Consider the following 18987-nt stretch of genomic DNA (forward strand, 5'->3'; position numbering starts at 1 on the left):
GTCGGCACAGTGTCCGGCCCGCCCTAAAATCAATCAATCCCGCCCGGAGATAAATGATATGAACAGAATTGATATCGAATCGACGGACCTCAACCTGCTGAAGGTCTTCGAGGCGATCTACGACGAGGGCGGGGCCGGCCGCGCGGCCTTGCGCCTGGGCGTGACGCAGTCGGCGGTCAGCGCCGCGCTGGGGCGCCTGCGCACGCTGTATGCGGACCCGCTGTTCGTGCGCACCGGCCGGGGCCTGGCACCCAGCCTGCGGGCGCGCGAGCTGCGGCCGGTCATCGGCGAGGCGCTGGACAAGTGCCGCCAGAGCCTGGCGCTGGCGCGCCCAGAGGCGGCGGATTTCGCCGGGCGGTCGGTGACGCTGGGCCTGTCCGACGACTTCGAGATCGCGCTGGGGCGGCAGGCGATCGGCGCGCTGGCCGCCAGCGCGCCGGGCCTGCGCCTCATCTTCCGGCAGACCCACAGCCGGCTGGCCGCGGACATGCTGATGGCGCGCGAGGCCGATCTGGTCATTGCTTCGGGCGGCCTGGCTTCTCATGCCCTGCAGCGGGTGACGGTCGGGCAGGGCGGCTACGCCTGTCTGCTGGACCCGGCGAGCCTGACGCCGGGACAGGCGGCGCTGACCGTGGACGAGTTCATCCGCCGCCGGCACGTGCTGGTGTCCTCGGGCGGCTTCATCGGCGTGGTGGACGAGGTGCTGCACGGCCTGGGGCTGGCGCGGCGGGTGCAGGCGTCGACCACGCATTTCGCCGCGTTGGCCTTTCTATTGCGCGGCAGCGATTCCATTTCGACCCTGCCCGCGCATGCCGCGCGCGGACTGGCCGCGGCCACGGGGCTGCGCATGCTGCCCTGTCCGCTGGCCATGCCGGGCTACGCCATCGAAATGGGATGGCGGACTGACGCATTGCGCGACGCGGCGGTGGCGGCGGTGAGGCGCAGCGTGCTGGGCCTGCTGGAGGCGTTCGACTGGATGCCTTCGGGCACGGCTATCGGGGAAACCCCCGTGACCGCTGCGGCGGACAACGCGGGACACTTGCGCCCATGAAACCCGCCGCACCCCTCATCCCGCCGCCGCGCGACATCGACCTGGTGTCGCTGCGCCTGTTCCTGTCCGCCCTGCAGGAAGGCAGCCTGGCGCGCGCCGCCGCCCGCGAGAACATCGTGCCTTCGGCGGTCAGCAAGCGCATGTCGGAAATGGAAGAGGCGTTCGGCGTGCTGTTGCTGGAACGCGGCGTCAAGGGCGTGCAGCCCACGCCGGCCGGCGATGCGCTGGCTGCGCACGTGCGGCGCCTGCTGCAGGACATGGAGCGCATGCACCGCGAAATGGCGGGATTCGCGACCGGCGTGCGCGGGCGCGTCAGGCTGGCGGTCAGCGTGGCGGCGCTGTCCGGCGAGCTGCCGGAGCAGATCCAGTCGTTTCGCCGCGCGCATCCGCAGATCGACATCCTGCTGCAGGAGGACACCACGCAGGCCGCGTTTCGCGCCGTGCTGGAAGGGCAGGCCGACGTGGCGGCGGGCTCGGACTTCGGCCACGAGGGCCTGCAGGTCTATCCCTGCGGCCATTGCGAGCTGGCGGCGGTGGTGCCGGGGCAGCATCTGCTGGCCGAGCGCGAAACGCTGGACTATGCGCAGCTGCTGCCCTATGAGCAGATCGAGCTGAACCGCGACAACGGCATCAGCAGCGTATTCGAGCAGGCCGCCCGCGAGGCCGGCGTGACGCGGCGCATCAGCGCCCGCGTCAGCGCGCACGAGACCATCTGCACGCTGGTTGCCCGCGGCATGGGCGTGGCGGTGGTGCCGCTGTACCTGAAGGCGCGCCACGCGCACCTGGACATCCGTTTCATCCGCCTGACCGGTCCCTGGTCCAGCACGCCCTTGTGCATCGCCGTGCGCGACCCGGACGCGCTGGCGCCGGCGGCGCGCACGCTGCTGGCGCACCTGGGCGTGCTGCCCGCCGCCGGCGCATGACGCCTCACTGGGGCTAACCCGGACGTTCCGAAACGAGAATGCCCCGGTGCTGAAAGACCGCTACCCGCGACGCGCCCGCGGCGGCGATCATGGATGCATTGCGGCGGCGGCCGGCCCGGTTTCCGGAGCGGGCCGCGCCGGTTCATCCAACGCGGGCCAGAGGAAACATCGATGAGCGCAGCACCGGCTTCACCCTTCATGGACAACGACGAATTGCCCTTGCGCGGCATCAAGGTGCTGGAGCTGTCCCACATGATCATGGGGCCGGCGGCCGGCCTGGCGCTGGCCGACCTGGGCGCCGAAGTCATCAAGGTCGAGCCCATCGAAGGCGACCGCACGCGCCGCCTCAAGGGTTCGGGCAGCGGCTATTTCCCGGTGTTCAACCGCAACAAGCAAAGCCTGGCCATCGACCTGAAGGCGCCGCAGGGGCAGGCGGTGGTGCGCGAGCTGGCGCTGCAGGCCGACATGCTGGTGGAGAACTTCCGCGACGGCAGCCTGGCCCAGTACGGGCTGGACTACGAATCGCTGTCGGCCGCGAACCCGAAGCTGATCTACGTATCGCTCAAGGGCTTTCTGTCCGGCCCCTACAAACACCGCACCGCGCTCGACGAAGTGGTGCAGATGATGGGCGGGCTGGCCTATATCAACGGGGGCGCCGATACGCCGCAGCGCGTGGCGGCGTCGGTCAACGACATCCTAGGCGGAACGTTCGGCGTGGTGGGCGCACTGGCGGCCCTGCACGACCGCCATCTGACGGGGCGCGGCCGGCACGTGCGCTCGGGCCTGTTCGAGAACAACCTGCTGCTGGTGGCGCAGTTCATCGCCCAGTACCAGTTGACCGGATCGGCGCCCAGGCCCATGGGCGCCGAGCGGCGGCCGCCCTGGGGGGTATACGACATCTTCGATACGGCCGACGGCCGGGTGTTCGTGGCGGTGGTCGGCGATGCGCAATGGCGCAACTTCGCGCAGACCTTCCTGCCGCCGGAATGGGCCGCCGATCCGCGGCTGGCCACCGCCGTCGATCGCGAAGCCGCGCGGCCGTGGCTGGTGCCGGGCGTGGCCGAGATCCTGAAGACCTGGAAGACGGATGCGCTGTGCGCCGCGCTGGAGGCGGCCAACCTGTCCTACGGTCCGATCCGCCAGCCGCACGACCTGCTGCAGGACGCGCACCTCAACGCCGGCGGCGCGCTGCTGAAGACGCGGCTGCCGGACGGCGGCGAGATCGACGCGGCGGCCCTGCCGATCGAATTCGACGGCCGCAAGGCCGGCAAGCGCTGCGACCCGCCCCACCGGGGCGGCGACACGCAAGCCATCCTGCGGGGCCTGGGCTGGGATGCCGAGCGTATCGACGCCTTGCGCTCGGCCGGCGTCATCGCCTGAGGGGACGCAGGCGCCCGAACCCCGTCGAGGCGGCGACAGACCGCCAAGACTTCCATCGAAGAGGAGACACCCGAGATGATCCGCAAACTTCTGGCGGTGGCCGCCCTGGCCGCCGCGTGCACGGCGCACGCGCAGGACTACCCCAACAAGCCCATCCGCATCATCATTCCGTCCACGCCCGGCGGCGGCACCGACTATATCGGCCGCCTGATGAGCACCAAGCTGCATGAGCTCAACGGCTGGGCCGTCATCCCGGAAAACAAGCCGGGCGCGGGCACGGCGCTGGGCCTGGCCGAGGCGGCGCGCTCGCCCGCCCAGGGCTACGACCTGGTGATAGGCCAGTCCGACAACGTCACGCTGATACCGCTGCTGATGAAGGTGTCGTACGACCCGGTCAAGGACCTGGCACCGGTGGCGCTGGTGGCCACCACGCCCATGGTGCTGCTGGTGGCCGACGGCTCGCCGTACAAGACCCTGCCCGAAGTGATCGAGGCCGCCAAGAAAGAGCCCAACAAGATCTCGTACGGCACCTCCGGCACGGGCGGCGGCGTGCACATCGCCATGGAGATGCTGCAGCACGAGGCCGGCTTCAAGATGCAGCACGTGCCATACAAGGGTTCGGCGCCCGCGCTGGCGGATCTGATGGGCGGCCACCTGCAGTTCGCGGGCTCGTCGATCTCGTCGGCCGCGACGCTGATCAAGTCCGGCAAGGTGCGCGCGCTGGCCGTGACCTCGCCCAAGCGCAATCCCGCGCTGCCGGACGTGCCCACCGTCGCCGAGCTGGGCTACAAGGACTTCAGCGTGGTCACCTACTACGGCGTGCTGGCTCCGGCCAAGACGCCCAAGGCCGTGGTGTCCCGCCTGAACAGCGATTTCAACAAGCTGCTGGCGCGCAAGGACGTGCAGGAGGCGCTGGCCTCGCAGGGGCTGGAGACCGATCCGGTTTCCACCGAGCAGTTCGCCGCGCTGATCCAGTCGGACATCGGCAAGGCGCGCGAGACCATCAAGAGCGCGGGCATCGTGGTGCAGCAATAAGCCCGCTTCAGACCACAGGACGCCGCATATGAACCAGGAAGTCAGGCTTTGCGAAGTGGGCCCGCGCGACGGGCTGCAGATGGCCAGGGGCATGATGTCCGCCGCCGACAAGCTGCGCTGGATAAGGCAGTTGGCCGAGGCCGGGCTGCGCGAGATCGAGGTGGGCAGTTTCGTGTCGCCGCGGCTGGTGCCGCAGATGGCCGACACCGGCGCCATCCTGCCTGAAGCGCTCAAGGTGGAGGGGCTGACGGTCTGTGCGCTGGCCTGCAACCTCAAGGGAGCCATCGCCGCCTACGAGGCCGGCGCGCACGTGCTGTCGTTTCCCGTCTCGGTCAGCGACACGCACAGCCGCGCCAACGTGGGCAAGAGCACCGACGCGCAGCTGGAGGCGCTGGCGGCCATCGTCGACTGGGTCCGCGCCCAGGGCCGGCCCATGCGCATCGACGCGGCCGTGGCCACCGCCTTCGGTTGCTCGCTGGAGGGCGCGGTGCCGCTGCCGCGGGTGGCCCGGGTGGCGGCGGCCGCGGCCCGCGCCGGCGCCGACGAGATCGCCTTGGCCGACACGGTGGGCTACGCTCATCCCGCCCAGGTCCGCGACGCGGTGCGCGCCGCCCAGGACGCCGTGGGCGCGCGCCTGACCAAGCTGCACCTGCACGACACGATGGGGCTGGGGCTGGCCAATGCGCTGGCCGGCCTGAACGAAGGCATCCGCAGCTTCGACGCCTGCCTGGGCGGGCTGGGCGGCTGCCCGTTCGCGCCCGGCGCGTCAGGCAACATCGTCACCGAGGACCTGGTGTTCATGCTGGAAAGCATGGGCTATGGCACCGGCATCGACCTGCCGCGGCTATTGGCCGCGCGTCCCCTGCTGGCCGAGGCGCTGCCGCAGGAAAGCCTGCGCAGCGGCGTGGCCGCCGCCGGGATTCCCAAGACCTTCCGGGCGGCGGCCTGACAGGCCTCAGCGATACACCAGCACCGGCAGCGTGGAGTGCGCCAGCACCTTCTGCGTTTCGCTGCCCAGCAGCATGGCGGCCATGGCGCCGTGGCCGCGCGAGGACATGGCGATCAGGTCGCAGCCCTGGGTCATCGCCAGGTCGATGATGGCCTGGTAGGGGCTGTTGCTCTCGCGCATTTCGGTCGTGCAGGCCACGCCGGCGGCCTGCGCCTTGGCCGCGGCCTGCGACAGGTACGACTGGGCCAGGTCGCGCGCGTGGCGCTCGTACTCCGTGCGCACGCCCTGCAGCTGCACGGCTTCCATGGAAATGGTATGGAAGGGGCTGTAGACCGTCAGCACCGTGACTTGCGCGCCCAGCGCGCGGGCCATGCCCAGTCCTTGCTCCAGTCCGGAGAAGGACAGCGCGGAGCCGTCGATGGGGATGAGTATGTGCTTGTACATGACAACCTCCCTGGAGTGGGGGAGGGCGCGCCGGTCCGGGAGCCCTCCGCAGGAGCGTGAACAGCGACAGCTATCGTCATACTACGCCTTGCGGCGCATTCCGGCGAACCGGGCCGGCGCCGCGGATGCCGCGCGGGGACGAAAAAAAGCCCTTGCGCACGCAAGGGCTTGATTTCCTGTGTTGGCGGAAGCGGTGAGATTCGAACTCACGAACGGTTGCCCGTTGCCGGTTTTCAAGACCGGTGCAATCGACCACTCTGCCACGCTTCCGGGGGGCTTTGCCGCGCATTGTGCGGCACAGTATTGTGCGGCAAATCTTGCGGCGATTCGACCATCTGGCAAACAATCGGGCCGAGGCGGACGCGATCCGCAGCAAAGGGCGCAATAATAATCCATTTGATGCAAAGGAAGGAGGCACGCGATGCACGCCGTAGAAATCTCCCGCCCGGGCGGCCCCGAGGTCCTGGTCCCCGTGGAGCGTCCCACGCCGCAAGCCGGCGCGGGTGAAGTCCTGATCAAGGTCAGCGCGGCCGGGGTCAACCGCCCGGACGTGTTCCAGCGCAAGGGCAACTACGCGCCGCCCCCCGGCGCCTCCGACCTGCCCGGCCTGGAAGTGGCCGGCGAGATCGTCGGCGGCGACGTCGCCGGCAGCGGCCTGGCCGTGGGCGACCGCGTCTGCGCGCTGGTGGCCGGCGGCGGCTACGCGGAATACTGCGTCGCGCCCGCGGCGCAATGCCTGCCCATCCCCAAGGGCCTGTCCGATATCGAGGCCGCGGGCCTGCCGGAAACCTATTTCACGGTCTGGAGCAACGTGTTCGACCGCGGCCGGCTGTCCGAGGGCGAGAGCCTGCTGGTGCATGGCGGCGCCAGCGGCATCGGCACCACGGCGATCCAGCTTGCCCGCGCGCTGGGCCACAAGGTCTACGCCACGGTCGGCAGCGACGAGCGCGCCCGCGCCGTGGAAGCCCTGGGCGCCACGCTGGGGATCAACTACAAGACCCAGGACTTCGTCAAGGAAGTGCTGGAGGCCAATGGCGGGCGCGGCGTGGACGTGATCCTGGACATGGTGGCCGGCGACTACATCGCCCGCGACATGCAGTGCCTGGCCGACGATGGACGCATCGTCATCATCGCCCAGCTGGGCGGGGCCCGCGCCGAGGTGGACACGGCCCAGGTCATGCGCCGCCGCCTGACCATCACCGGTTCGACCCTGCGTCCGCGGCCGGTCGCCTTCAAGGGCGCCATCGCCCGCGCGCTGCGCGAACGCGCCTGGCCGCTGCTGGAAAAAGGGGACATTAAGCCCATCGTGCACGCGACCTTCCCGCTGGCCGAGGCCGCCCGGGCCCACGCCATGATGGAAAGCGGCGAAAACATCGGCAAAATCATTCTGACGATGTAAGAATCGCGGGGCCTCTCGGCGTAGCGCCCCGCAACAGGATACAATCACGGGTTTCGCCTGGAATTATTTCCAGGCAGGCCCGTGGGCGCTTTTCGCCGCCCGCATCCTCTCTAGACACTACGCCATGACTTCAGTCGAAAACCGCGCCCGCCTCGTGCTGGGCAACTGGAAGATGCACGGTAACCTGGCCGAGAACGCTGCGTTGCTGACCGAGCTGCGCGCCGCGGATGCTGCGAGCCACTGCGAAATCGGCGTCTGCGTGCCGTTTCCGTACCTGGCGCAAGCCGCATCGGCCCTGACCGGAAGCAGTGTGTCCTGGGGGGCGCAGGACGTCAGCGCGCACGAAAAGGGCGCCTATACCGGCGAGGTGTCCGGCCCCATGCTGAAGGAATTCGGCTGCCGCTGGGCGCTGGCCGGCCATTCCGAGCGCCGCGTGCTGCACGGTGAAACCGACGAAGCGGTGGCCGCCAAGGCCCAGGCCGCCCTGGCCGCCGGCCTGACGCCGGTGGTCTGCGTCGGCGAATCGCTGGCCGACCGCGACGCCGGCAATACCCTGGCCGTGATCGAGCGCCAGCTCAAGCCGGTGCTGGCCCTGGGTGCCGACGCCGTGTCGCGCATGGTGCTGGCCTATGAACCGGTCTGGGCCATCGGCACGGGCCGCAGCGCCAGCCCCGAGCAGGCCCAGGAAGTCCACGGCGCCATCCGCGCCTCGCTGCGCGCGCTGGGCGCGGAGCAGGTGCAAGTGTTGTACGGCGGCAGCGTCAAAGCTGCCAACGCCGGCAGTCTGTTCGCCATGACTGATATCGACGGGGCCCTGGTCGGCGGCGCGTCGCTCGTGGCCGAAGAATTTTTGCGTATCGCCGCCATCTAAGTTTCCGCTCCGGAGTCTGTAATGCCCATCACGTTCAAACTTCTGCTGGCCGTCCAAGTGATCTCGGCGCTGGCTATCATCGTCCTGGTCCTGCTGCAGCAGGGCAAAGGCGCCGACATGGGGTCCGCCTTCGGCAGCGGCTCGGCCGGCAGCCTGTTCGGCGCCACCGGCGCCGCGAACTTCCTGTCGCGCGCGACCAAGTGGGCCGCCGTCGTGTTCTTCGCGTCCACCGCCGGCCTGGCCTACTTCAGCCACCAGGGCTCGGCCGCTCCCGGCGTCGATTCGGGCGTGATGCAAAGCTACCCGGCCGACCGTTCGGTGCCCCAGGTGCCGGGTTCGTCGGCGCCGGCCTCGTCCGTGCCGGGCGCCGCCTCGGTGCCCGCCGCCCCGGCCAAGCCCGACGCCTCGGTGCCGTCGGTGCCGGCGGCTCCGGCCACCCCCGCGCCCGCCGCGCCGGCTCCGGCCGCCGGCGACAAGCCGGCCGAAACGCCGGCGAAGTAAGCCACAGCAGTCCACGGGGCCGGCGCAAGCCGGCCTTTTTCATGGGCGCGCCGGGCCTGCGATAATGCGCGTGGGCGGCGGCCGGCGTGGACGCGCGCGGGCCGCCGGCACAGGTATTTTCGGATCGGCCTCCATGGAAAAGCGTTTGATGCCATCGATGATGGCGCTGCAGTGTTTCGAGGCGGTGGCGCGGCACATGAGCTTCACGCGCGCCGCCGAGGAACTGCACATGACCCAGAGCGCGATCAGCAAACAGATCGCGCAACTCGAGGCGCTGCTGCGCAACCCGCTGTTCCTGCGGGTGCGGCGGCGCCTGCAGTTGACGCCGGCGGGCGCGCTGTACCAGTCCGAGGTCCGGGCCATCCTGAACCAGGTGGACATGTCCTCGCGCTACATCCTGACCTACGGCAGCGAGACGCAGGTCCTCACCATTGGCACCCAGCCGACCTTCGGCGCGCGCTGGCTGATCCCGCGCCTCAAGCGCTTCATGGCCGCGCATCCGGACATCCAGGTCAAGGTCCGCAGCGAGACCCGGCCGTTCGACCTGATGCAGGCCAAGATCGACATTTCGTTCTTCTTCGGCCACGGCACCTTGCCCGGCGCCCAGTGCCGCGAATTGTTCGAGGCCGAAGTGGTGCCGGTCTGCGCGCCCGGCTTCCTGCCGGGCGACCGGGTCGACAGCCTGGAAGCGCTGAGCACGCAGGAACTGATCCAGTGCGCCTCGCGGCCCGAGGCCTGGCACGACTATTTCTCGCACCAGCAGTTCCAGTCCGACCGCAGCTACCACGGGCCGCGCTTCGACACTTTCTACATGTGCGTGCGCGCCGCCGAAAGCGGCTGCGGCATCGCGCTGACCCCGCGCCTGCTGGCCGAGGAAGAGCTGCAGGCCGGCAAGCTGGTGATCCCGTGGGGCTACGTGCAGCCCAGCGACGGCGCGTATTTCGTCGCCTATTCCGAGCATTCGGCCGAGGTGCCGAAGATCAAGCAGTTCGTCGCCTGGGTCGAGCAGGAAGCCGCGCGCCGTCCATGAAAAAATGGACTGATTAAGCCGAATTTTTTCATTTGATTGCGGCGGCGCGGCATGATTTCATGCGGGCCTTGTCTACCGATGCGCCAAGCCCGCCATGAATCAGAATTTCGTCAGCCCCGACCAGATCCGCGCCTGGTTCTCCCGCGCCATGTCCGACATGTACAAGTCGGAAGTGCCCCTGTATGACACGCTGCTGGACCTGGTCGCCCAGGTCAACGCCAAGACCCTCGCCGAGCAGCCCGAACTGGCCGCACAGCTGGCGCGCACGGGCGAGATCGAGCGCCTGGACATCGAGCGCCATGGCGCCATCCGCGTGGGCACGGCCGAAGAGCTGTCCAATATGCGCCGCGTGTTCGCCGTGATGGGCATGCAGCCCGTGGGCTATTACGACCTGTCGCCGGCCGGCGTGCCGGTGCACTCCACCGCGTTTCGCGCCACCCACGAGCAGGCGCTGCAGGCCAGCCCGTTCCGCGTCTTCACCTCGCTGCTGCGCCTGGAATTGATCGACGACGCCGCGCTGCGCGAGAAGGCCGCACGCATCCTGGCGGCGCGCCGCATCTTCACCCCGCGGGCGCTGGAACTGGCCGCGCGCTTCGAAGCCGAGGGCGGCCTGGACGAGGCCTGCGCACGGGAATTCGTGGCCGAAGCCCTGCACACGTTCCGCTGGCACGGCGAAGCCACCGTCAGCCTGCAGGACTACCAGGAGCTGCATGGCCAGCACCGCCTGATCGCCGACGTGGTGGCCTTCAAGGGCCCGCACATCAACCACCTGACGCCGCGCACGCTGGACATCGACGAAGCCCAGGCCGAGATGCCGCGCCGCGGCGTGGCCGCCAAGGCCGTGATCGAAGGCCCGCCGCCGCGCAAGTGCCCGATCCTGCTGCGCCAGACCAGCTTCAAGGCGCTGGAGGAAGCCGTCAGCTTCATCGGCGCCGACGGCCGCGCCGCGCCCGGCAGCCATACGGCCCGCTTCGGCGAGATCGAACAGCGCGGCGTCGCGCTCACGCGCAAGGGCCGCGCGCTGTACGACCACCTGCTGGACCTGGCGCGCAGCCGCAATCCGGGCGCGACCAACGAAAGCAATGCCGCCGCCTACATGCAGAACCTGCAGGACTGCTTCGCCGCGTTTCCGGACGACTACTCGGAACTGCATGCCCAGGGCCTGGCGTATTTCCGCTACTACCTGACCGGCAAGACGGGCGCGCCGGCCAGCGCCGACGCGCAAGCGCTGATCGAGCAGGGGTACATCCGCTACGAGCCGCTGGTGTACGAAGACTTCCTGCCGGTCAGCGCCGCCGGCATCTTCCAGTCGAACCTAGGCGACAAGGGCCAGGCCGAATACGCGCAGAACGCCAGCCAGGCCGCTTTCGAGCAGGCGCTGGGCGCGCCGGTGCTGGACGAGCTGGCGCTCTACCAGGACACGCAGGACCGCTCGCTGGCGGCCTGTCTGCAGGCGCTGGGCGTACAGGCCGGCGAGCCGGCGGTAGCATGAGCCGGCTGGACCGCTGCCTGTCGGTGCGCGACTTCGAGCGCGAGGCGCGGCGCATCATGCCGCGCTGCGTCGAAGGCTACGTCTGCGGCGGCACCGAGGACGGCGCTTCGCTGGCCGAGTCGGTGCGCGCCCTGGGCGACGTCGGATTCCGGCCGCGGGGGCTGCGCGTGGTGGACCAGCGCAACAGCAAGGTCGAACTCTACGGGCAGACCTACGCCATGCCGGTGGGTTTCGCGCCCACCGGATTCTCCGCCATCGTCATGCACGAGTGCGACCTGGCGCTGGCGCAGGCCGCGCAGCACGCCGAGATTCCGTTCATCATCAGCGGCGCTTCCAGCGTGCCGCTGGAACGCCTGCAGCAGGCCACGGGCAAGCGCTGCTGGTACCAGGCCTATCTGCCGGGCAACACCGAACGCATCGGCAGGCTGTTGGGCCGCCTGCGCCAGGCCGAGATCCCGGTGCTGGTGGTCACCATCGACACCTGCGTAGGCGCGAACCGCGAGAACCTGCAGCGCCTGGCCTTCACCGTGCCTTTCAAGATGAGCGCCAGCGTGGTGCTCGACGGCCTGCGGCATCCGCGCTGGAGCCTGAACGTCTTCATGCGCACGCTGCTGGGCAGCGGCGTGCCGCGCTTCTCGAATCTTTACGAGGAGATCGGCCCGCCCATCACGCAGGACCCGCCCAACGGCTTTCGCGGCGAACGCGACAAGCTGTCGTGGGAGCACATCCGCTGGATTCGCGAGAACTGGCCGGGCAAGCTGGTGCTCAAGGGCGTGATGCATCCCGACGACGCGCGCCAGGCCTGCGCGGCCGGCGCCGACGGCGTCATCGTCTCCAACCACGGCGGCCGCCAGCTGGACGGCTGCATTTCGCCGCTGCAGGCGCTGCCCGAGATCGTGGCGGCGGTGCCGCCCGGATTTCCGGTCATGGTCGACGGCGGATTCCGCCGCGGCTCGGACGTGCTCAAGGCGGTGGCCCTGGGCGCGCGCATGGTGTTCACCGGCAGGCCGCAGCTTTTCGGGGCGGCGGTCGGCGGCCAGGCCGGCATCCGCAAGGTGGCCGCGATTTTCCGCAGCGAAATCTCGACCGACCTGGCGCTGCTGGGCTGCAGCAGCCTGGCCGACGTCACGCCGGATCTGATCGCGCCGATACGGCCGGCCAGCCCGGCATAGGCCGCCGCCAGCCCCCACAACGATAAAAACGGCCGCGCCCGCCCGGGGCGCGCCGATCCGCTTTCGACAGGAGGAAACATGAAGAAGATCCATACCAGACTGGCCGCCGCCGCGGCGGCGCTCGCCTGCTTCGCGTCGGCGCCGGCCCACGCCCAGGCCGATGCCTATCCGTCCAAGCCGGTGCGGCTGGTCGTGGGCTATGCCCCCGGCGGCACCACCGACATCAGCGCCCGCATGATCGCCGACGTGCTGGGCAAGGAGTTCGGCCAGACTTTCGTGGTCGAGAACAAGCCTGGCGCCAACAGCAACATCGGCGCCGAGTCGGTGGTGCGCGCGCCCGCCGACGGCTACACCTTGTTCGTGGGGTCCATCTCGACCGCCATCAACCAGTCCCTGTACTCCAAGATGTCGTTCGACGCGCTCAAGGACCTGGACGCCGTCGCGCTGCTGAATGTGGTGCCCAACATCCTGGCCGTCAACGCCGCCGTGCCCGTCAAGACCGTGCAGGAATACATCGATTACGCCAAAAAGCATCCCGGCAAGCTGACCTGCGCCTCGCCCGGCAACGGCTCGTCCGCGCACCTGGGCTGCGAGCTCTTCAAGATGAAGACCGGCATCGACATCCTGCACGTGCCGTATCGCGGCAGCGGCCCGGCGGTGGCCGACCTGCTGGGCGGACAGGTCGATTCCATCTTCGACAACCTGCCGCCGCTGCTGCCGCACGTGCGCGCCGGCAAGCTCACCGGCCTGGCCGTCACCACCGGCAGCCGCGTGCCGTTCGCGCCCGAAATCCCCACCATCGCCGAATCCGGCGTGGCCGGCTTCGACGTGGCGGCCTGGTTCGGCGTATTCGCGCCCGCCGGCACCCCGGCGGACATCGTGCAGAAGGTCAATACCGCCATCAACAAGGCCCTGGCATCCGACCCCGCGCTGGCGGCCAGCTACCAGAACAACGGCTTTCTGATGCCCCCGCCGCCCAACACGCCGCAGGCGTTCAAGGCCTTCATGGAAAGCGAAACCCGCAAATGGGACGAAGTCGTCAAGGCGACGAACCTGCAGATCAACTAGAATTGGTGCTGCTCGGCGGGAGCGGGCCGGACGACAAAGAACCGGCCGTTTCCCCCGAATCGCAATTTGCGTGGTAGAATGCTCGACTTTCCAGGAAGTTATGATTTTCTGGAAACCCCAGCCGACGTGGTGAAATTGGTAGACACGCTATCTTGAGGGGGTAGTGGCGAAAGCTGTGCGAGTTCGAGTCTCGCCGTCGGCACCAAGCATTTAGAATCCGTTGAACTCATATAATCAATAACGTTCAATTTCAACGGGTTGCAGGATAGGGCCTAGATCCGTTGACTGCAGAAAATCAAGTTTTCGCAGGCAACAGTCCCAGGCAATCCCCACGCATGCCAAGCATCCAGAAGATGGCGAAAGCTCATCGCACTTCGCCTTCCACGATGCGCGCCACACTGCCGCGACCGATCCTCCTCCTGACAGACGCCGGCGCAGGCCGCCCCTCGCCGCTCAGTTTCCGTCCACGCGCAACACCAGCGACCTGAGGCGGGAGCGGTCCTCCAACATGGCGTGCGCCCGGGCCGCATCGCGCAGCGGCAGTTCCTGGCTTTCCGGAATGTCCAGGGCGCCTTCCTGGCACGCGGCAAAGTAGCGCCGGGCAGCATCGCGCAGCAGCGCGGGCGTTCGCACGTGCTGGAAGACACTGGGCCGGGAAAGCGAATTGGATTTCGGAAAGAGCATCGATACTTCGAAGGCGGGCACGGCGCCCGACGCCTGGCCGTAGTTCGCGAGATGCCCGAAGGGCGCCAGGCATTCCATCGAGCCGAAGAACGTGTCCTTGCCCACCGCGTCGTACGCGACCTGGACGCCGGCGTTCCCGGTGATCTCGCGCACGCGCGCCACGAAGTCCTCGTCGCGGTAGCGCACCACCGAATGGCAGCCGGCCGCCAGCGCCAGCGGCACCTTCTCCGCGGAGCCCACCGTGCCGATCACATTGGCTCCCAGGTGCCGCGCCCACTGGCACAGCAGCGTCCCGACCCCGCCCGCCGCCGCATGCACCAGCACCCAATCGCCTTCCTGTACGGCATACACGCGCTGGACCAGCATCTGCGCGGTCAGGCCCTTGAGCAACGAAGACGCGGCCGTGATGTCGGACACGCCGTCCGGCAGCGGCACCAGGAGATCCGCGGCGATGGCGCGCCGTTCGGAATAGGCGCCATATTGCCGGGTGACATAGGCGACGCGGTCCCCCGGCTTGAAATCCCGTACGTCCCTTCCGGCCGCTACGACGACGCCGGCCGCCTCGATGCCCGGAATACCCGGCAGGGCCAGGGTCTTGTAAAGACCCGAGCGCACATACGCGTCGTGATAGTTCACGCCGACGGCGGTATGGCGCAGCAGCACTTCATGCGCCTGCGGCTCGGCGACTTCGATGGGTTCCCACTGCAGGACATCCGGGCCTCCGGTGGTGCGCATGACGATGGCTGAAGTCATGGATTTTCCTCTTGTTCGATGAAGGGGTTACAGGGTGCCGGGATAGGCGCCGCCGTCAATCAGCAGATTCTGCGCCGTAATGTAGGCGGCCTGCCGGCTGCAAAGAAAGGCGCAGGCGGCCCCGAACTCCTCCGCGTGTCCAAAGCGCCGCGCGGGAATGGCGTCCAGGCGCTTGGCGATGTAGGCCTCCAGTTCCATCGCCGCCTGAGCGGCGCCCGCGGCCAGATTGGACCTGAGCCGGTCCGTATCGAACGTGCCGGGCAACAGGTTGTTGATGGTGACGCCGCTGCCCGCGACCTGGCGCGCCAGCCCCGCCACAAAGCCGGTAAGGCCGCTGCGCGCCCCGTTGGACAGGCCCAGATAAGGGCTGGGGGCCTTTACCGCCGTGCTGGTGATATTGCAGATCCGCCCCCAGCCGCGCGACATCATGCCATCCAGCGTCTCGCGCATCAGCGCGATCGGGGTGAGCATGTTGGCGTCGAGCGCGCGGTGCCAGGCCGCGTCGTCCCAATCACGGAAATCGCCCGCGGGCGGGCCTCCCGCGTTCGTCACGAGTATGTCGAATTCCCCCCGTGCGCCGCCGGGCAGCCGGGCGGCGGCTGCAAGCGCGTCCGCGCGCCCTTCCGGGGTCGTGATGTCGGCGGCGACGGCCTCCACGCTTACCGGCCCCAACGATCTCAGATGCCCGGCCGCGGCCTGGAGCGGGGGCTCGTTGCGCGCCACGATCACCAGATGCACGCCGGCCCGCGCCAAGGCCTGGGCGCAGGCGTAGCCCAGTCCCTTGCTCGCGGCGCACACCAACGCTCTCTTTCCTGAAATACCGAGGTCCATCGTCTCCTCCATTTCCTTTGTGCGACAAGGCGGCACTTTGCATGCGACGCCGGTACGCGCATTATTTATCAAAATAAATTTTGCTGCTTGTGAAATTTTACTTTCATTATTATGATGAAAACCGAAAATTCACCCCTCTCCATCTACGCAACCATCCGAGAAGCAATGAGCGCAACGCATACAGCCCCCGTCCCGATGTCGCGGCCCCGCACCGGCGGCCAGATCCTGGTCGACCAGCTTCGCATCCACGGAATCGAACACGTCTTCTGCGTTCCGGGCGAAAGCTATCTTGCGGTGCTGGACGCATTGCACGATGCCGACATCAACGTGACGGTATGCCGCCAGGAAGGCGGCGCCATGATGATGGCCGAGGCGCATGGCAAGCTGACCGGCCGGCCCGCCGCCTGCTTCGTGACGCGGGGGCCGGGAGCCGCGAACGCGACGCCTGGAATCCATATCGCTTCGCACGATTCCACTCCCGTGCTGGTTTTCGTCGGCCAGATAGAACGCGGCGTGCGCGAGCGCGGTGCGCTCCAGGAGCTGGACTACCGCGCCGCATTCAGCCATTTCGCGAAGTGGGCCACCGAGATCGACGACGCCCGCCGCATACCAGAGATCGTGTCGCGTGCGGTCCACACGGCCATGTCGGGCCGGCCCGGGCCGGTTCTGGTCGCGCTGCCCGAGGACATGCTCGTCGACCGGGTCGAATGCGCGGATGCGCAGCCGGCCCAGGAAACGCAAGCCTATCCCGGCGCCGGGCAGGTGGCCGCCGCGCTGGCGCTCCTGGCCCAGGCCAGCCGGCCCCTGGTGGTGCTCGGCGGCACCCGCTGGACCGCCGAGGCGGTAAGCCGTTTCGCGCAGTGGGCGCGCGACTCGCGCCTGCCGGTGACCGTTTCGCTGCGCCGCCAGATGCTTTTTCCAACCAGCAACGAATCATTCGTCGGCGATCTCGGCTTCGGGCCCAATCCGGCCCTGGTCGAACAGGTCAAGCAGGCCGATCTCATTCTCCTGGTCGGCAGCCGGATGTCCGAGACGCCCAGCCAGGGCTATACCCTGCTCGACATTCCCGTTCCGAGGCAAAAGCTCATCCACGTCTTCCCCGATGCAGCCGAGCTTGGCCGCGTCTACGCGCCCACGCTCGGCATCTGCGCGACCCCCTCGGCATTTGTCGAGGCGCTGGCCGCCAAGCCGCTGCCGGCCTCGAAATCCCGCGCGGAATATGCCGCCAGGCTGCGCACCATCTACGAGACATGGCGCAGCACCGAGCCAGTGGCGACTCCGGGCGCGTTGCAGATGTCCAGGGTGATGGAGCATCTCAACAAGGTGCTGCCGCAGGACGCCATCGTATGCAACGGCGCCGGCAACTATGCCACCTGGATTCACCGCTTCTACCGCTTCGACGCATTCGGCACCCAGCTGGCGCCGACCTCCGGCTCGATGGGCTATGGCGTTCCGGCCGCAGTGGGCGCAAAACGCGTGTTCCCGCACAAGACCGTGGTCGCGTTCGCCGGGGACGGCTGTTTCCTGATGAACGGCCAGGAATTCGCGACGGCCGTGCAATACGGGCTGCCGATCATCGTCATCGTGGTGGACAACGGCATGTACGGGACGATACGCATGCACCAGGAACGAGAGTATCCCGGCCGCGTCAGCGCCACGGCGCTGCGCAACCCCGACTTCGCCGCCTATGCCCGCGCCTTCGGCGGGCACGGAGAGCGCGTCGAGAAAACGGAGGATTTCGCCCCCGCCTTCGAGCGCGCGCTGGCCTGCGGCCAGCCCGCCATCCTGCATTGCGTGATCGACCCGGAGGCCATCAGCCCCGCTTTCACGCTCTCGCAGGTGCGCGAATCCGCGCTGGCCGCCGGCCGCGGCCGCGTCTGAACCCAAGCACGGAGAACACCGCCATGGATACAGCAAAAGCGGCGCATCGCAACCTGATCGGAGGCGAATGGTGCGATGCGGCCGACGTCACGCAGAACGTCAACCCATCGGACACGCGGGAGATCGTCGGCCTGTACGCGCGCGGCGGCGCGGCCGACGCGCAACATGCCGTGGAGGCGGCGCGCGCCGCCTTCCCGGCATGGTCTGGCAGTTCCCCGCAACTGCGCCATGACATCCTCGCTCGCGCGGCCCATGAGCTGCAGTCGCGCAGGGAGGAGTTGGGGCGTTTGCTTTCCAGCGAGGAGGGCAAGACGCTGCCCGAGGGCATAGGCGAGGTGGCGCGCGCGGCGAGCGTGCTGTCCTTCATGGCGGGCGAGGCGCTGCGTATACGCGGTGACCGCCTGCCCGGCCTGCAGCCGGGTAGCGACACCGAAGTCACCCGGGAGCCCCTGGGCGTGGTGGGCGTGATCTCGCCTTGGAATTTCCCCATCGCCATCCCCGCCTGGAAGATCGCGCCGGCGCTGGCCTATGGCAATACCGTGGTGTTCAAGCCGGCGGATCTGGTGCCGGCCTCGGCCTGGGCGCTCGTGGACATCCTGCACCGCGCCGGCTTGCCGGATGGCGTGCTCAATCTGGTGATGGGCCCCGGAAGCCAGATCGGCAGCGTGTTGTGCTCGCATCCCGAGGTCGACGCGATCAGCTTTACCGGTTCGGTTCCCACGGGCCGCCGCATCGCGGCCGACTGCGTGGCCGGCCCGTCCATGAAACGCATGCAACTGGAGATGGGCGGCAAGAATCCGCTGGTCATCCTGGACGACGCGGACCTCGACGTCGCGGTGGAATGCGCCGTGCAGGGCGCGTTCTTCAGCACGGGCCAGCGCTGCACGGCATCGTCCCGCTTCATCGTGACAGAGGGCATCCACGACCGTTTCGTGCAGGGCGTCGCCAGGCGGCTGGAAACGCTCAGGATCGGCCATGCCTTGCGGGCCGACTCGCATATCGGTCCGGTCGTGGACCGCAAGCAGCTCGACGTCGACCTGTCGTACATCGACATCGGCCGCAAGGAAGGCGCCCGCCTGGTCTGGGGCGGGGAGCGCCTGGAACGGGACACGCCGGGCTTCTACCTGCAGCCCGCCCTGTTCAGCGAGGTCGACCCATCCATGCGGATCGCCCGCGAAGAGATCTTCGGTCCCGTCGCTTCCGTCACGCGGGCCCGCGATTTCGAGGAAGCGCTCCATCTCGCCAACGACACGGAATTCGGCCTCGCCGCCGGCATCTGCACCACCAGCCTGCGCCACGCGTCCCAATTCAAGCGGCAGGCCCAGGCCGGCATCGTCAAGGTCAACCAGGCGACCAGCGGTCTGGACTACCACTTGCCGTTCGGCGGACGCAAGGCTTCCTCTTACGGACCGCGCGAACAGGGCCAGTATGCGGTGGACTTCTATACCGTCATCAAGACGGCGTACACGTCCGCCTGAAGCCGGTCGCCGCGCGGTGAGCGGTTCCCCATCCACTGAAGGAGA

The 18987-nt window shown here is 68.6% G+C and carries 17 protein-coding genes and 2 tRNA genes; 15 read left to right on the forward strand and 4 right to left on the reverse strand.

Features of this window, described 5'->3' with window-relative positions:
* Positions 1 to 58 precede the first annotated feature (58 nt).
* The 5 genes from A6B37_RS17760 to A6B37_RS17780 all read left to right on the forward strand — a co-directional run bounded on the left by A6B37_RS17760 (position 59) and on the right by A6B37_RS17780 (position 5338).
* Complete coding sequence (locus A6B37_RS17760; RefSeq protein WP_111826500.1) at positions 59 to 1051, forward strand: LysR substrate-binding domain-containing protein; 993 nt, start codon at positions 59 to 61, stop codon at positions 1049 to 1051.
* A complete protein-coding gene (locus A6B37_RS17765; RefSeq protein ID WP_102774268.1) occupies positions 1048 to 1974 on the forward strand; it encodes a LysR family transcriptional regulator in 927 nt (308 codons plus the stop codon). The genes A6B37_RS17760 and A6B37_RS17765 overlap by 4 nt, the downstream gene beginning before the upstream one ends.
* Before the next feature lie 171 nt (positions 1975 to 2145).
* Positions 2146 to 3354, forward strand: a complete 1209-nt coding sequence (locus tag A6B37_RS17770; RefSeq protein WP_102774269.1) for a CaiB/BaiF CoA-transferase family protein — start codon at positions 2146 to 2148, stop codon at positions 3352 to 3354.
* 75 nt (positions 3355 to 3429) lie between these two features.
* Positions 3430 to 4389: a tripartite tricarboxylate transporter substrate binding protein gene (locus tag A6B37_RS17775; protein ID WP_111826501.1), complete on the forward strand. Its 960-nt coding sequence runs from the start codon at positions 3430 to 3432 to the stop codon at positions 4387 to 4389.
* 28 nt (positions 4390 to 4417) lie between these two features.
* Positions 4418 to 5338 (forward strand): hydroxymethylglutaryl-CoA lyase, encoded by a 921-nt coding sequence (locus A6B37_RS17780; RefSeq protein ID WP_102774271.1) that lies wholly within the window; start codon positions 4418 to 4420, stop codon positions 5336 to 5338.
* 6 nt (positions 5339 to 5344) lie between these two features.
* On the opposite strand, the gene A6B37_RS17785 is transcribed toward A6B37_RS17780, so the two are convergent.
* Both A6B37_RS17785 and A6B37_RS17790 read right to left on the reverse strand, forming a co-directional pair.
* The gene (locus A6B37_RS17785; RefSeq protein WP_102774272.1) at positions 5345 to 5782 is read right to left on the reverse strand and encodes a universal stress protein; all 438 of its coding nucleotides are present in this window, start codon (positions 5780 to 5782) and stop codon (positions 5345 to 5347) included.
* A gap of 182 nt (positions 5783 to 5964) precedes the next feature.
* Positions 5965 to 6052, reverse strand: a tRNA-Ser gene (locus tag A6B37_RS17790).
* 151 nt (positions 6053 to 6203) lie between these two features.
* Between A6B37_RS17790 and A6B37_RS17795 the strand changes: the two genes are divergently transcribed.
* From A6B37_RS17795 to A6B37_RS17830, 8 genes are all read left to right on the forward strand, one after another.
* Positions 6204 to 7181 (forward strand): NAD(P)H-quinone oxidoreductase, encoded by a 978-nt coding sequence (locus tag A6B37_RS17795; protein ID WP_102774273.1) that lies wholly within the window; start codon positions 6204 to 6206, stop codon positions 7179 to 7181.
* A gap of 124 nt (positions 7182 to 7305) precedes the next feature.
* The gene (gene tpiA / locus A6B37_RS17800; RefSeq protein ID WP_111826502.1) at positions 7306 to 8052 is read left to right on the forward strand and encodes a triose-phosphate isomerase; all 747 of its coding nucleotides are present in this window, start codon (positions 7306 to 7308) and stop codon (positions 8050 to 8052) included.
* A gap of 21 nt (positions 8053 to 8073) precedes the next feature.
* Positions 8074 to 8553: a preprotein translocase subunit SecG gene (gene secG, locus A6B37_RS17805; protein WP_102774275.1), complete on the forward strand. Its 480-nt coding sequence runs from the start codon at positions 8074 to 8076 to the stop codon at positions 8551 to 8553.
* Between the two features lie 133 nt (positions 8554 to 8686).
* Complete coding sequence (locus A6B37_RS17810; protein WP_111826503.1) at positions 8687 to 9583, forward strand: LysR substrate-binding domain-containing protein; 897 nt, start codon at positions 8687 to 8689, stop codon at positions 9581 to 9583.
* A gap of 94 nt (positions 9584 to 9677) precedes the next feature.
* Positions 9678 to 11075, forward strand: coding sequence for a VOC family protein (locus A6B37_RS17815; RefSeq protein ID WP_111826504.1), 1398 nt, complete (start codon positions 9678 to 9680; stop codon positions 11073 to 11075).
* Positions 11072 to 12247: an alpha-hydroxy acid oxidase gene (locus A6B37_RS17820; protein WP_102774278.1), complete on the forward strand. Its 1176-nt coding sequence runs from the start codon at positions 11072 to 11074 to the stop codon at positions 12245 to 12247. The genes A6B37_RS17815 and A6B37_RS17820 overlap by 4 nt, the downstream gene beginning before the upstream one ends.
* Positions 12248 to 12325: 78 nt before the next feature.
* A complete protein-coding gene (locus A6B37_RS17825) occupies positions 12326 to 13315 on the forward strand; it encodes a tripartite tricarboxylate transporter substrate binding protein (protein WP_102774279.1) in 990 nt (329 codons plus the stop codon).
* Positions 13316 to 13435: 120 nt separating this feature from the next.
* Positions 13436 to 13520 (forward strand) — tRNA-Leu (locus A6B37_RS17830).
* Positions 13521 to 13768: 248 nt separating this feature from the next.
* On the opposite strand, the gene A6B37_RS17835 is transcribed toward A6B37_RS17830, so the two are convergent.
* Entirely contained in the window at positions 13769 to 14752 is a 984-nt protein-coding gene (locus tag A6B37_RS17835) for a quinone oxidoreductase (RefSeq protein WP_111826505.1), read from the reverse strand.
* Positions 14753 to 14779: 27 nt separating this feature from the next.
* Positions 14780 to 15583 carry an SDR family oxidoreductase gene (locus A6B37_RS17840; protein ID WP_102774281.1) on the reverse strand — a complete coding sequence of 268 codons (804 nt, stop codon included), beginning with the start codon at positions 15581 to 15583 and terminating at the stop codon, positions 14780 to 14782.
* 165 nt (positions 15584 to 15748) lie between these two features.
* Here A6B37_RS17840 and A6B37_RS17845 point away from each other — a divergent pair, with 165 nt between their 5' ends.
* Entirely contained in the window at positions 15749 to 17464 is a 1716-nt protein-coding gene (locus tag A6B37_RS17845) for a thiamine pyrophosphate-binding protein (protein ID WP_246842509.1), read from the forward strand.
* Positions 17465 to 17487: 23 nt separating this feature from the next.
* Complete coding sequence (locus tag A6B37_RS17850; protein WP_102774283.1) at positions 17488 to 18942, forward strand: aldehyde dehydrogenase family protein; 1455 nt, start codon at positions 17488 to 17490, stop codon at positions 18940 to 18942.
* Positions 18943 to 18987: the final 45 nt, after the last annotated feature.

Source organism: Achromobacter sp. HZ01, from assembly GCF_003267925.1.
GTDB lineage: Bacteria > Pseudomonadota > Gammaproteobacteria > Burkholderiales > Burkholderiaceae_B > Achromobacter > Achromobacter pulmonis_A.